This window comes from Arthrobacter crystallopoietes (genome assembly GCF_017603825.1).
GTDB classification, from domain to species: domain Bacteria; phylum Actinomycetota; class Actinomycetes; order Actinomycetales; family Micrococcaceae; genus Crystallibacter; species Crystallibacter crystallopoietes_B.
In genome coordinates this window covers 629,737-643,461 of sequence record NZ_CP072014.1, presented here as the reverse complement: position 1 = coordinate 643,461, position 13,725 = coordinate 629,737, and the positions used below count along the sequence as shown (strand labels likewise).

Annotated in this window: 13 protein-coding genes and 1 pseudogene; 10 read left to right on the top strand and 4 right to left on the bottom strand. The window is 64.1% G+C overall.

Annotation, left to right across the window (positions count from 1 at the left end; genetic code table 11):
* The first annotated feature begins 60 nt into the window (after nt 1-60).
* The 6 genes from uraD (at nt 61) to J5251_RS03055 (ending at nt 5,592) form a co-directional block, all read left to right on the top strand.
* Nucleotides 61-555: a 2-oxo-4-hydroxy-4-carboxy-5-ureidoimidazoline decarboxylase gene (uraD, locus tag J5251_RS03080; RefSeq protein ID WP_208575136.1), complete on the top strand. Its 495-nt coding sequence runs from the start codon at nt 61-63 to the stop codon at nt 553-555.
* A complete protein-coding gene (gene uraH, locus J5251_RS03075) occupies nt 552-893 on the top strand; it encodes a hydroxyisourate hydrolase (RefSeq protein ID WP_139005557.1) in 342 nt (113 codons plus the stop codon). The genes uraD and uraH overlap by 4 nt, the downstream gene beginning before the upstream one ends.
* 2 nt (nt 894-895) lie before the next feature.
* Nucleotides 896-1,804 (top strand): factor-independent urate hydroxylase, encoded by a 909-nt coding sequence (gene pucL, locus J5251_RS03070; RefSeq protein WP_139005556.1) that lies wholly within the window; start codon nt 896-898, stop codon nt 1,802-1,804.
* A gap of 66 nt (nt 1,805-1,870) precedes the next feature.
* Entirely contained in the window at nt 1,871-3,502 is a 1,632-nt protein-coding gene (locus J5251_RS03065; protein ID WP_244250778.1) for a nucleobase:cation symporter-2 family protein, read from the top strand.
* Nucleotides 3,503-3,660: 158 nt separating this feature from the next.
* Complete coding sequence (locus J5251_RS03060) at nt 3,661-5,013, top strand: 8-oxoguanine deaminase (protein WP_208575135.1); 1,353 nt, start codon at nt 3,661-3,663, stop codon at nt 5,011-5,013.
* Nucleotides 5,014-5,148: 135 nt separating this feature from the next.
* Nucleotides 5,149-5,592: a Rieske (2Fe-2S) protein gene (locus tag J5251_RS03055; RefSeq protein ID WP_171059379.1), complete on the top strand. Its 444-nt coding sequence runs from the start codon at nt 5,149-5,151 to the stop codon at nt 5,590-5,592.
* Nucleotides 5,593-5,635: 43 nt separating this feature from the next.
* Here J5251_RS03055 and J5251_RS03050 read toward each other — a convergent pair whose 3' ends face one another.
* A complete protein-coding gene (locus J5251_RS03050; protein ID WP_139005554.1) occupies nt 5,636-6,109 on the bottom strand; it encodes a hypothetical protein in 474 nt (157 codons plus the stop codon).
* Nucleotides 6,110-6,435: 326 nt separating this feature from the next.
* Here J5251_RS03050 and J5251_RS03045 point away from each other — a divergent pair.
* Both J5251_RS03045 and J5251_RS03040 read left to right on the top strand, forming a co-directional pair.
* A pseudogene (locus J5251_RS03045) lies at nt 6,436-6,665 on the top strand (pirin family protein); the annotation flags it as partial.
* A gap of 185 nt (nt 6,666-6,850) precedes the next feature.
* Nucleotides 6,851-7,072 (top strand): GNAT family N-acetyltransferase, encoded by a 222-nt coding sequence (locus tag J5251_RS03040; RefSeq protein WP_244250777.1) that lies wholly within the window; start codon nt 6,851-6,853, stop codon nt 7,070-7,072.
* Nucleotides 7,073-7,154: 82 nt separating this feature from the next.
* Here J5251_RS03040 and J5251_RS03035 read toward each other — a convergent pair whose 3' ends face one another.
* Complete coding sequence (locus J5251_RS03035; RefSeq protein ID WP_208575133.1) at nt 7,155-7,451, bottom strand: hypothetical protein; 297 nt, start codon at nt 7,449-7,451, stop codon at nt 7,155-7,157.
* 374 nt (nt 7,452-7,825) lie between these two features.
* Here J5251_RS03035 and J5251_RS03030 point away from each other — a divergent pair, with 374 nt between their 5' ends.
* Entirely contained in the window at nt 7,826-9,982 is a 2,157-nt protein-coding gene (locus tag J5251_RS03030; protein ID WP_208575132.1) for an amylo-alpha-1,6-glucosidase, read from the top strand.
* Nucleotides 9,983-10,071: 89 nt separating this feature from the next.
* Here J5251_RS03030 and J5251_RS03025 read toward each other — a convergent pair whose 3' ends face one another.
* Nucleotides 10,072-11,025, bottom strand: coding sequence for a GlxA family transcriptional regulator (locus tag J5251_RS03025; RefSeq protein WP_208575131.1), 954 nt, complete (start codon nt 11,023-11,025; stop codon nt 10,072-10,074).
* A 106-nt stretch (nt 11,026-11,131) separates the two neighbouring features.
* Between J5251_RS03025 and J5251_RS03020 the strand changes: the two genes are divergently transcribed.
* A complete protein-coding gene (locus J5251_RS03020; protein WP_208575130.1) occupies nt 11,132-11,788 on the top strand; it encodes an isochorismatase family protein in 657 nt (218 codons plus the stop codon).
* Between the two features lie 48 nt (nt 11,789-11,836).
* Here the strand turns inward: J5251_RS03020 and ggt are convergent, their stop codons facing one another.
* Nucleotides 11,837-13,663 carry a gamma-glutamyltransferase gene (ggt, locus tag J5251_RS03015; protein WP_208575129.1) on the bottom strand — a complete coding sequence of 609 codons (1,827 nt, stop codon included), beginning with the start codon at nt 13,661-13,663 and terminating at the stop codon, nt 11,837-11,839.
* Nucleotides 13,664-13,725: the final 62 nt, after the last annotated feature.

Sequence of the window (13,725 nt, the reverse complement as noted above, 5' to 3'; positions counted from 1 at the left end):
CGATGGTCAAGGGTGTTCAGCGCTGAGGTGGATTAGATCTCCAGAAAGCTGACACCCGCAATGAATCTCGCCTCTTTTAATTCCGCCTCGGATAGCGCAGCCCTCGACGTGCTGCGCCCCTGTGTCGACATAACCCGCTGGGCCACCGAGATAATCCGTGCCCGTCCTTTCACCAGCCGCGAAGAGCTCCTGTCGTTCGCCGAGCAGGCGGCCCACCCATGGACGGAAGAAGAGATCGACGGCGCCCTGGCGCACCATCCGCGCATTGGCGAAAAAGCCGCCGGCAGCAGCACTGAGGCGGATATGTCCCGTAAGGAACAATCCGGCGTCGCACAGTCCGCCGAGGTCCAGGACCGGCTGCGTTCAGGCAACCAGGCGTACGAGGAAAAGTTCGACAGGGTCTTTTTGATCCGGGCCGCCGGCCGTAGCGCCGAGGAAATTCTTAGCCAGCTTGAAAAGCGGCTGCGCAATTCGCCCGACGAGGAAATCGCCGTCGTCGCTGGCCAGTTGCGCGAAATCGCCATCCTCCGACTTGAAGGAGTCATCGAAGCATGAGCGTCAGCCATGTCACTACCCACATTCTCGACACCGGGACCGGGAGGCCTGCCTCCGGTGTCAAGGCCACACTGGAAGCCCAAACGGCAACCGGCTGGCAAGAAATCGCCACGGAACATACGGACAATGACGGCCGTATCAAGAATCTTGGCCCCGAGGCGATCGAAGCAGGGATCTACCGGATCACGTTTGAAACCGGCCCCTACTTTGGGCAGAAGGGTACGGAAACCTTCTTCCCGTTCGTGGAGCTGACCTTCGAAGTGAAGGACACAGCGGAGCACTACCACGTACCACTTCTCATCAGCCCGTTTGCATACTCAACATACCGAGGGAGCTAATCATGACCGCCACCGTGGAATCCGCCACCGGCACCCGCATCGTCCTGGGCCAGAACCAGTACGGCAAGGCCGAAGTCCGACTGGTCAAAATCACCCGGGACACCGACCGCCACCAGATCCAGGACCTCAACGTCACCTCGCAGCTGCGCGGCGACTTCGAAGCGGCACACACCGCCGGCGACAACGCCCACGTGGTCGCTACCGATACCCAGAAGAACACGGTGTACGCACTCGCCCGCGACGGCGTTGCTACCACGGAGGAGTTCCTGCTCCGTCTTGGCAAGCACTTCACGGAGAGCTTCGACTGGGTCACCGGCGGACGCTGGTCCGCCGAGCAGTACTTCTGGGACCGCATCAACGACCACGACCACGCCTTCTCCCGGAACAAGAGCGAGGTCCGCACAGCGGTGCTCGAGATTTCCGGCAACAAGAAGACCATTGTGGCAGGCATTGAGGACCTGACCGTCCTGAAGTCCACCGGTTCGGAATTCCACGGTTTCCCGCGGGACAAGTACACCACGCTGCAGGAAACCAATGACCGGATCCTTGCCACCGATGTGACCGCGCGCTGGCGCTACAACACCCTCGACGTCGATTTCGACGCCGTCTACGCCAGCGTCCGCGCTCTGCTGCTCAAGGGGTTTGCGGAGACACACTCTCTGGCACTGCAGCAGAGCATGTACGAAATGGGCCGTCTCGTCCTCGAGGCGCACCCGGAGATCGACGAGATCAAGATGTCGCTGCCGAACAAGCACCACTTCCTGGTGGACCTGAGCCCGTTCGGCCAGGACAACCCCAACGAAGTGTTCTACGCCGCCGACCGGCCGTACGGACTGATCGAAGCCACCATCCAGCGTGAGGGTACACCCGCCACGCACGAAGTCTGGGCCAATATTCCCGGATTCTGCTAGTCCACATGTCAGAGGCCGGGACGCACGCGCGCGTCCCGGCCTCTGCAGCCGACAAGGAGGTCAGCTGTGAATGCAGCAAAAACTACACGTAAGACTATAACCGGACAGCGGCCCGAGGACGAAAGGCTGCCGATCGGCAAGTCCTTTGCTTACGGTTTCCAGCACGTTTTGACGATGTACGGCGGCATCATTGCGGTGCCCCTGATTGTGGGCACTGCGGCCGGCATGAGCCAGGATGAAATCGCCCTGCTCATCGCCTCCTGCCTCTTCGTTGGCGGTGCGGCAACCATCCTGCAGAGCTACGGGGTCAAGTTCTTCGGATCGCAGCTGCCGCTGGTGCAAGGTGTTTCCTTTGCCGGCGTTGCGACCATGACGGCTATTCTGAGCGGCGGCGGCGGCATCGAGATGGTGTTCGGCTCCGTGCTGGTCGCGTCCGTGATCGGTCTGGCCATCGCGCCGTTCTTCGCCAAGGTCATCAAGTTCTTCCCGCCGGTAGTCACCGGCGTCATCATCACCACCATCGGTCTTACGCTCATGCCGGTTGCGGCCAACTGGGCCATGGGCGGCAACTCCCAGGCGGACGACTATGGCAGCCTGGCCAACATCGCGCTCGCTGCCGGCACGCTTGCGGCGGTGCTGTTGCTGAGCAAGCTCGGCAACGCGGCAATCTCCCGCCTGTCCATCCTGCTGGCCATTGTCGCAGGCACCGTCGTCGCGGCACTCCTGGGCATCGCCGACTTCTCCAATGTGGGCAACGGCGCCATCTTCGCCTTCCCGCAGCCGTTCGCCTTCGGCTGGCCGGTGTTCGACGTCGCAGCCATCATCTCGATGACCATCGTCATCCTCGTCACGATGACGGAAACGACGGCGGACATCCTGGCGGTCGGCGAAATCGCCAAGACCAAGGTCAACTCGCGGCGCATTGCGGACGGGCTGCGGGCGGACATGCTCTCCAGCGCCCTGGCGCCGGTATTCAACTCCTTCACGCAGACTGCTTTTGCCCAGAATGTCGGGCTGGTGGCCATCACCGGCGTCAAGAGCCGCTTCGTAGTGACCGCCGGCGGCGTCATCATGCTGGTCCTGGGACTGCTGCCGATCCTCGGCCGCGTTGTCGCAGCCGTGCCGACACCCGTCCTTGGCGGTGCGGGCATTGTCCTCTTCGGCACGGTGGCAGCCAGCGGCATCCGCACGCTGTCCAAGGTCGACTACAAAGACAACATGAACATGATCATCGTGGCCGTGTCGCTGGCCTTCGGCATGATCCCCGTGGTGTCCCCGACCTTCTACGATGAGTTCCCCACCTGGTTCGGCATCATCTTCCACTCCGGCATCAGCTCCGCCGCCATCATGGCTGTGCTGCTGAACCTGCTCTTCAACCACCTGAAGGCCGGAAACTCCGATCAGCAGTCCTCGCTGGTGGCCAGCCCGCCGCGCATGGTCCGGGAGGACGAGCTGCAGGCGCTGCAGGACGGCGACTACTACCAGGGCGGCAAACTGATGGCCGCGGATGGCACCGAGATCCCGGTAGTCACCGCCCAGCAGTACCAGATCGTCAAGGAAAAGCTGGATAAGGGCGAGATCAGCTGCCCCGAGGACATCCGCAGGATTTGCGACGGCGACGCCGCCGAGGACCCTGAGGACGCCGGGGAGTCTGACGGCCCCTCCACCGGTGTGCACGCAGCCGGCAAGGAACACTAGAAAACGTGCCTTGGGCCGGTCCCGCTCCGCATCCCGCGGACCGGGACCGGCCCCAAGCGATCTCCTGGATCAGCAGACAGGACAACACTGAGCTGGCGGCATCGCCGTCGTTATTTGCCTACGCTCGGCGCCCATACCTGTACCTGACAAGGAGCATCATGACTGTACGTATCTGGGTGAAGAACCCGCTGGCCATTTTCACTGCCAACAACGACGACGCCGCTGGCGGTTTGGTGGTCGAAGGCGGCGAAATCGTCGAACTCGTGGCGGCGGGCCAGAGGCCCCGCGAACCCTGGACAGCGGTGTTCGATGCCCGGGACCACGTGGTGCTGCCGGGCCTGGTCAACACCCACCACCATTTCTACCAAACGCTCACCCGGGCCTGGGCGCCGGTGGTCAACGTGCCGCTGTTCCCGTGGCTGATCAACCTGTATCCGGTCTGGGCCCGCCTGACTCCCCGCTACCTGGAGCTCGCCACCAAAGCGGCTCTGGCCGAACTGCTGCTCTCCGGCTGCACCACGGCGGCGGACCACCACTACCTCTTTCCCGCCGGCCTGGAGGACTCCATCGACGTCCAGGTGCAGGTGGTGCGCGAGCTGGGGATGCGCGCCATGCTCACCCGCGGTTCCATGACCCTCGGCGAGGACGACGGCGGCCTGCCGCCCCAGCGCACGGTCCAGGCTCCCGAGGTGATCCTCGCCGACAGCGAAAGGCTGATCGGGCGCTACCACGAACGCGGGCCCGGTGCGCAGATCCAGATCGCTCTTGCCCCTTGTTCACCGTTCTCCGTCACTCCGGAGATCATGAAAGACAGTGCCGCCCTCGCCGTTCAGCATGACGTCCGGCTGCATACGCATCTGGCGGAAACCATCGACGAAGAGGACTTCTGCCTCGAACGGTTCGGCCTGCGGCCACTCGACTATCTCGAAAGCGTGGACTGGCTGGCACCGCGCACCTGGCTGGGTCATGGGATCCACTTCAGCGATGCCGAGGTGACGCAGCTCGGGACCGCAGGGATCGGCGTAGCGCATTGCCCCAGTTCCAACATGCGGCTGGCTTCCGGCATCTGCCGTGCCATTGAACTGGAGGACGCCGGCGTGAACATGGGGCTGGGCGTGGACGGATCGGCGTCGAACGACGGCTCCAACATGATTCTCGAGGCCAAGCAGGCGCTGTATCTGCAGCGGCTCCGCTACGGCGCCGAGCTCGCGACGCCAGAGCGCGCACTCGGCTGGGCCACCAAGGGCTCCGCCCGTGCACTGGGGCGTGCCGATATTGGCGAGATCGCCGTGGGAAAGCAGGCCGATCTGGCGTTTTTCAAGCTGGACGAGCTGCGGTTTTCGGGCAGCCACGACCCGCTCTCCGCGTTGCTGCTCTGCGGCGCAGACCGGGCTGACCGCGTTATGGTCGGCGGCCAATGGCGTGTAGTGGACGGGCAGATCGAGGGGCTGGATCTCCAGGAACTGATCACAGACCACTCCGAAGCCGCCCGGCAACTGGTCGCCGGCTGAAGCTCATAGCCGCGAGGACGAGTTCACAAATGTCGCCGCGGGCCGCCTCGGGTTCCGAACGAAGTTGACTGTCACGGGACTTCTTAGGCGCGCGCCGCTGGAAATTTACAAGTTTGGGCAGCAAGAATGGCAGGTATGGAATCTTCCCGTGTGACTTCACGCCGTTCGCTCCTAACCGTCAGTGCCGCCGCAGGAACGGCTGGTGTCCTCGCCGGTTGCTCGCCCTTCCAGAATCTTGTGGGAGACACCAGCGGCGAACCGGCGGCGGTCGGCGCCGAGGGCACGCCGGTGCGGGCGGGCAAGCTCAGCGAGGTCCCCGTCGGCGGCTCTGTAAACCTGGACGTTGAGGGTACGCCGATCCTAATTCACCGCCCGGATGAAGAAACGGTCCTTGCCTACAGTTCCGAATGCACGCACCAAGGCTGCAAGGTGGCGGCCACGGAAAGCGAGATCGCTTGTCCATGCCACAACTCGACGTTCGCATTGGCGGACGGGGCAGTGACGGGAGGGCCCGCTCCCGCGCCGCTGCCTCGTTTTGCTGCCGCGATCGACGGCGAGTGGATCACCGTCGTTGTCTAAAGCGAAGCCTTGATCGAGGCTGAAGCTGGGGTGCCCCCGTCGCTTAGCCAATCAGTGAGACGCCGAGGCTAGCCAAGACGCCGAAGGCGACGCCCCACAGGATGATCGAGACGATCTGCCACAAAATAACGGCGTTCTTCGACGCTCCGAATGAGACCATCGCGGCCGAGGTGATCTGGCTTGGCAGAATGGTCTGGCCCAGCAGGCTCACGCCTGCGACGCCGTACTTGTCGAATTGGGCGCGCAGCTTCTGCCGGCGGGCAGAGGGCTCCTTGGACGCCTTGCCGCTGACTACCTTCGAACGCAGGCTATGGGCGCTGAGCACGAAGAGCAGCATGGAGATCACGTTGCCGACGATGGCGGCTACGATCGCGACCACCGGATTGATGCCGGCGAGCACGCCGATAACGGACCCGAAATAGGACTCGATAAAGGGAATCGCAGCCGCGAGAATCACTCCCACCCACTGCAGCACGGCCGGAAGTGAAGCGGTGAAGTCTTGCAGCGCGTCGATCATGGACCATGTCTCTCACTGTGGTGCTAACGGGGGACTGTGCCTACGTGCAGCCCAGGTAGCCGGCGCGCAGTACGGAATGCCAGCCTAGTCAAGACGGCCGGATGAGGGATGCTTCGAGAGGATGATATTCCAGCGCACCTGAAGCGGATGGTCGTAGCGCGTCATTGTGCCCTAGTGGCCGTCCGTCCCACTTGAGCTGTTTCCGGTAGAGCCTCATAACCTAAAAGACGCCGCCCCTTCTGCAGGACTGCATGTATCTGTTGGAATGAGGGACAAGGCCAGACGCGGGTGTCTTCCCGTGGCAGCCCGTCTCGTCGATCGTTCGCATGACCAACCTGGATATCCATCCCGAGGAAATCGTCTGCGGGGGCGCCGAGCCCATTGTTGCCGAACTGCTGGCCCCGCGCGATGTGCCTCTGGGCGGGCCGCGGGCGGTGAAGTGCGCCGGAACCTGCCGCAACGACGGAGCAGCCTCATCGGCGCCTGGTGCTACCTGGAGCACTACGGCCCCGAACTTGTCTCCGCAAGCGGGGGGATGCGCGCGGGCCGGCACCCCTGCCGGCCCCGGCCCTGCCCACCGTCCGGATGCGCCCGTGCGGCTGACCCTTCGCCCTAGGGAGAGACTGTGAACCACCAACCTGCCATCACCGTACGGAACAATCCCGACCGCCGCCGCTACGAACTCCTCGAGGGGATACCGTCATTGGCGCGGCCCATTGGGTTGCATTCGAGGAACCAGGCGTGCCGCAGCGGATTTTCTACCACACCGTCGTCGTCGACGCCCGCTCCGGCCAAGGCCTGGCCGCGAAACTAGCGCGCCATGCTCTGGACGAAACCATCGGGCAGGGGCTGCAGATCGTTCCGGTCTGCCCCTACATCAAGGCGTTCATCCGTAAACATCCCGAGTACCGGCCGCACACCGTGCGGATCCGTCCTGACCACCTGGAAGCTATACCGCGTTGATTAAGGGCTACCGAACCGCGTACAACTCCGACGGAGTAGCGGCGACGCGCGCCCTCTGCACCGCATAGTCCGCAACGGATCTTTAATGAACTTCCCAGTCTTTGAGCTGGTTCGTGAGAACTTCGAATTCTTCCACTTCCAAGACCTCCATGTGTTGTTCCGTGCTGGTCTCGGAGCGGATTTTGTTCGCCTGCTGCTGGCTTCCGCCAAGATCTTCCTCTGTATCCCACAGCGATATGGACAGGGATTTGTTGTCCCGCCCCTTCAGGTAATAGAGGCCCAGACATCCGGGCAATTCAAGCACCCGCTTGATTGTCTCCTCAGTGGGCGCACCTGTAGCGTCGGCGCTTGTCCTGTACGTGCTGACTCGAGCAAACATAGTTCCTCCATAGATGATCCGGCTGGGAACCGGGAACGGCTGCCAGATCAGGCATGTGGCACCGGTCTTCGCTCTGCACCCGGGAAACATGTCAGTCAGCACCGGGCTGCGTGGCGATTGGCTCCTATCACTAGTAAGGACCCGGAAACGCGCGGGCACAAGGCCAAGTGCGTCCGGCATGTCCTTCCGGGACGGAGCGACTGCGCCCCATACAGAGCAATGCATCCAAGGAAGGTTGATACGGGCCAATCGGAGGGCTGGCGCCAGTGGGGAGACGGGCGTAGCGTCGATAACGTCGAGGAAGACGGCGACAGGCAGCCGGACGGGTGGGTCCGTGCATTGCCTTGCTGATGCCTATCGGTGGAGGAGCCGGGATGGCCGGATGGAATGCCGACACAGCTGCAGGTCCGCTGGGCTCCGGGGCAGTTACGTTGGTGGAGGGATCATCTTTTTGTATTTCCTCTGCGAACGGCGATATTCACCCGGAATACCCGCAAGGGGTTTTCCACGAGGACACCCGCATCCTGTCCCGCTGGAATCTCACTGTCAACGGTCAGCCGCTGGAGCCGCTGGCGGCGACGACCAAGGAGCCCTACCGGGCGCTGTTTGCCGGCCGCGTTCCTCGTCCGGATGGGTACGCCGACAGTCCTCTGATTGTTGAGCGCCTACGCGAAGTGGGAGCCGGAATCCTGGAGCAGATCACCATCCGGAACTATTCCCCGGCCGCCGTCGAATGCGTAGTCGCCCTCAAAATAGAAGCGGATTTCGCGGATCTTTTCGAGGTGAAGGAAGCACGAAACCAGCGGCGTTGGGAAGAAATACGCGCGCCCGAGGGTGATTCACTGACTATCCGAGCCACCTGGCAGGACATCAGCAAAGGTGTCCTCGTCAGCGCTTCCGGCGCGGAGGTGGGGCCGGAAGTGCTGACGTACCGCGCCGTTGTCCCACCCCACGGGGAATGGAGCACCGCGTTGACCGTTGTGCCTACCGAGGATGGCGCCGATCCCATTGCGCCGATTATTAGACCGGCCGCGGGCGAACTGTCTCCGCGCGACGCGCGCCGGCAGGAGTGGGTGGCCAGGATTCCGGTGCTGCAGATGGGCAACCGGTCCATCGAGCGGACTCTACGCCGAAGCTACGACGACCTGGGTGCCCTCCGGATCGAGGATCCCGGCCACCCGGACCGGATTGTGGTGGCCGCGGGGGCGCCCTGGTTCATGGCCCTGTTCGGGCGCGACTCGCTGTGGGCTTCCCTCATGGCCCTGCCGGTAGACCCATCCCTGGCCATGGGCACCATCCAGACCCTGGCCGACCGCCAAGGCACCGTGGTGGACCCGCTAAGTGAGGAGGAGCCCGGCAAGATCCTGCACGAGGTCAGGCTAGACGTCTCCAGCGGGCTCGCCTTGGGCGGTAAGTCGGCCTACTACGGCAGCGTCGACGCCACACCGCTGTTCGTGGCACTGCTCGGAGAGGTCAGTCGCTGGGGCTTTGCCGCCGAGACCATCGCTGCCCTGCTGCCACACGTGGACCGCGCGTTGGAGTGGATCCGGAACTACGGGGATAAGGACGGTGACGGGTTTGTCGAGTATCAGCGGTTGAACGACCGGGGCTTGGTCAATCAGGGCTGGAAGGATTCTTGGGACGGCATCAACTTCGCCGACGGCACCCTTGCGGAACCGCCGATCGCGTTGTGCGAGGTGCAGGCCTACGTCTACAGCGCATATTTGGGCCGCGCCTGGATGGCCTACGACGTCGGCAATGCGGCCTTGGCAGCTGAGTTCCGGGACCGTGCAGCGCGGCTGAAGCAGCAGTTCAACGAACAGTTCTGGTTGCCCGAGCGCGGTTATTACGCCATCGCGCTGGACAAGGACAAGCGGCCGGTGGACGCCTGCGCTTCCAACATGGGGCAATGCCTGTTGTTTGGCCTCATCGACGAGGACAAAGCCCAGCTGATGGCCGAACGGCTGATGTCTCCGGAGATGTTCAGCGGCTGGGGCGTGCGGACTCTGGCCACGGACATGGGTGCCTACAACCCGGCCAGTTACCACAACGGGTCGGTCTGGCCGCACGACAATGCGATCATTGCCGCAGGATTGATGCGCTACGGCTTCGTGGAGCAGGCACAGCGGATTTCCACGGCCCTGCTCGAGGCCGCCGAGTACACCGAGGGGCGGCTGCCCGAACTGTTCTGTGGCTTCAGCCGTGAGCACTTTGAGGAACCAGTGCCCTACCCGACGGCGTGCTCTCCGCAGGCTTGGGCAGCGACCACCCCCATCCAGCTCGTGAAAAGCCTGATGGGCTACTATCCGGACGTTGCCCTCGGCGGTCTTTGGATGGATCCCGCGCTTCCGGCGTCCTACGGTGATCTGCACATAACCAATGCGCCAATGGCCGGTGGACGGATCACAATCGACATTTCAGGCTCCGACGCAACCGTCCATGGGCTGCCCCAAGGCATGGAGTTCCGCCACGGGACACGTCCATGGGCGGTCGACCTCGTGGCCCAAGCCAAACCGCGCCGAAAAGTCTAGAAGCGCGATCGTGCCGCGGCCGAGGTGACTGCAGCCTCCCCAGTCTCTGAAACGCAAGTAACGGCATTGACCCTCCACGACAATGCTGATCATGGGACAGGGGCGGTGAACCTTTGTCGGTATGACGTGGGGGTGGTGTTGTAGGTGGCTGTAAAGTTCTGCCGGAAGCCGACGGCGCTGCCGAAACCACAGGTGCGGGCAATGCGCGCGATTGGCCAGGTGGTGGTTTCGAGCAACCGCCTGGCTTCGTCGAGGCGGCGCGAGAGGATCCAGCGGGCCGGCGTGGTGCCAGTGGCTTCGGTGAACCTGCGGGTGAAGTTGCGCCGGCTCATGCCCGCATGGGCGGCGAGCTCGTCGACGGAAAGCTGCCGGTCGAGGTGGGTGAGCGCCCAGCCGAGGGTGCTTCCGAGGTCGCCGACGCCGCCGGGGTCGGGGATTGGTCGGTCGACGTACTGGGCCTGGTCGCCCTCGCGGTGGGGTGCAACGACAAGGTGCCGGGCGACCTTCGCGGCCGCGGCGGAGCCCAAGTGCTTGCGGACGATGTAGAGGCAGGCATCGATCGCCGATGCGGTGCCTGCGGAGGTGAGCACGTCGCCGTGGTCGAGGTAGAGGTCGGAGTCGTTGACCGTGACGGCGGGACGACGTCGGGCCAGATCAGGTGCGGAGGCCCAGTGTGTGACGGCGCTGCGGCCGTCCAGGAGCCCGCTGTCGGCAACGGGAAACGCGCCGAGACAGAGGCCGGCCACGCGGATCCCGTCCGCGTGGGCGGTCCTGATCAGTTCGGTCAGAAAATTATTCGACGGGGGCAAGTCGACAGGCCAGGACGGGAACACGAGCAGATCGGCGCCGGCGACAGCCTCCGGGCCGGCGACGTCCTGAATCGAGAGCCCTTCGGCGGTCTGGATTCCGTTCCCGTCCTCAGTCCATACGATTGGTTCCCAACCGGTCGCCAGGTTCTGGCGCCCCACTTCGCCGAACACCATCAGCAGGGATGCGAGATGGAACATCGTGATCCCGTTAAAGGCGTAAACCGCGATCTTCATTTTGGCTCAAATCCATCCATGGTCGTCTTTTGTGCCACTCACGATACCCCGCGTCGAGCGGGCAGACTAATTGGGGCAAGTAGCCCCGACCACCAAGGAGAACAAAATGACCGCACCCCGCCGAGCCCTAATCATTGTGGACGTGCAGCAGGAATACTTCGACGGAATCCTTCAGATCCAGTACCCGCCGCGTGAGGAATCGCTGGCCAATATTCTCCGCGCAATTGACGCCGCTGAGCAGCAGGACCTTCCCATCGTCGTCGTCCAGCACCAGTTCCCCGAAGGTGCACCGGTCTTCGCAGTCGGCTCCGAGAGTTGGTCGCTGCACCCCGAGATCGAGAAGCGAGTCACCCCGTCATGGAAGCGGGTGACCAAGGACAAGGCCAGCGTCTTCGCCGGCACGGACGTCGCCCAGTGGCTCGCTGACCGGCAGGTCGATACGATCACCATCGTCGGCTACATGACCAACAACTGCGACATCGGGACCGCGGCTGCGGCCGAGGATCTCGGCCTCGCCGCCGAGATCCTCTCCGACGCCAGCGGCTCGCCCCACCTAGCCAACGAGGCGGGCAAGGTGCCGGCCGAACAGCTGCACCAGACCCTGCTCGTGCTGCTCCAGTCGAACTTCGCTGCCGTGGCCGGCACCGACGCGTGGGTCACCGCGGTCGAGTCCGGCCAGGCTTTGTCCAAAAGCGACCTCGGTACGTCCGCAGTCCAAGGCCGCGACGCGTTCCAGGGCAGCGCATCCCTGATGAACCCTTAGCCCGTTCCATAGCGCAGGCTTCCGGGCGCACCGCTCCGGAAGCCTGCGCTATCGCGACGGTTCGAGTACCAAGGCAGAGCCGCCTCCGCGCCTTGCTGGCTCGGCGGCAGCGACCATGCTTCCATCGGACATGAACTCGATTGCGGTCGCCGCGCCGATCTCTGCCGCGGAGGTGAAAGCGTCGCCCGCGGGCGTGAGCTTATGGCCGTATTCTTCCAACTGGCTACCGTAGTCGTCGATGAACTCCGGCTCGGCCGTGACGCTGGTGGTGTTTCTTTGGGACGCACGCGGCGCCGCGATCGCCTCCGGGGTAGTCATCTCCAGATCCACCCGGTTCAGGATGGTCTGTACGACGGTCGTGATGATCGTCGAGCCGCCCGGTGAGCCGAGCGCGAGGAACGGCTCGCCGTCCTCGAGGATGATGGTCGGTGACATCGAGGAGCGGGGGCGCTTTCCGGGTTCGATCCGGTTCGGGTCTTCCGGGTCGTACACGGTGGAGAAGTCGGTCAGCTCGTTGTTGAGCAGGAATCCGCGGTCAGGCACCACGATGCCGGATCCGCCCGTCTGCTCAATCGTGAGCGTGTACTCAACGACGTTGCCCCACTTGTCTGCCACCGTCAGGTTGGTGGTCGAGATGTTCTCGGTGTCCTTCTCCTCGGCCGGCGCCGCGGCGGTAGCCGGGCACACGCCGTCGTACTCTGATACGTCTCCGGGATCAACGGGTTTCCCAGCCGCCTCGTCCGGGTCGATCTGGCAGGCTCTCTCCTTGCCAAACAGCGGGTCCGTGAGGGCGCCAGTGGGGACGTCGACAAAAGCCGGGTCGCCCACGTACTTGCCGCGGTCGGCGAAGGCCAGCGCGCTTGCCTCGAGGTAGTGGTGCAGCGCGTCGGGCACGGCCATCTCGGTCAGGTTGAACGTGTCCAGGATGGTCAGAGTCTCACCGACGGTGGTGCCCCCGCTGCTCGACGGTGCCATGCCGTAGACATCGAAGCCGCGGTATTCCGCGTGCGCCGGCTCCTGGTCCACGGCGCGGTAGTCGGCGAGGTCCTCCGCAGTCATGAAGCCCACCGGGACTGGCAGAGTTGTGTCCTTCGTCTTCGGCGGATCCTGTACTGTGTCGGCAATTTCCTCTGCCAGCGGGCCTTCGTAGAAGGCCTCCGTCCCGTGCTTCGCGAGCAGCCGGTACGTCTTGGCCAGGTCATGGTTCTTGAAGACACTGCCGACGGCAGGTGCGTCGCCGTCCGGAAGGAAGAGGTCACTGGTCGACGTGAACGCCTCGAAGCGGTGCTCATTGTCGAGGGTCTGCTGGCGGAAGGTTTCGTCCACCACGAAGCCGCGGTTCGCAACCTTGATGGCAGGCTTGAGCGCTTCGCCGAGGCTCAAGGTTCCCCACCGGTCCAGCGCGCGCTCCCAAGTCGCCGGTGTGCCGGGCACGCCTACGGAGACGCCGCTGGTGACCAGCTCGGGCGTGAAGCGGTACGGCTCGCCGGTTCCCGGGTCGATGAACGCATCGTGCGGCATGGCCGCGGGGGCGGTCTCGCGGCCGTCGATGGTGTCGATCTCACCGGTGTCCGCGTCGTAGAACAGGAAGTAGCCACCACCGCCGATCCCGGCGCTGTACGGTTCAGTCACGCCCAGGGTCGCCGCGGCGGCTACCGCGGCGTCGGCGGCGTTGCCGCCTTCGCGGAGGACTCTCAGCGCTGCCGCTGATGCCTCCGGGTCCACGGTACTTACGGCACCGCCGTACCCTTGGGCGGTCGGGCTCTTGTCGGTCTCGCGTGGGTCGGCGAAGGCCGGGCTGGCTACGGCGCCGCTGCCCACGCTCATCACCAGGGCGGCCGTGAAGGCAGCGAACCGACGTCTCATCTGTGTCATGGTCACTCCGCAGTGAGGGGCTGAGGGTTGGGGATGGTGCCACGCTACTCTCAGGGCTCCGG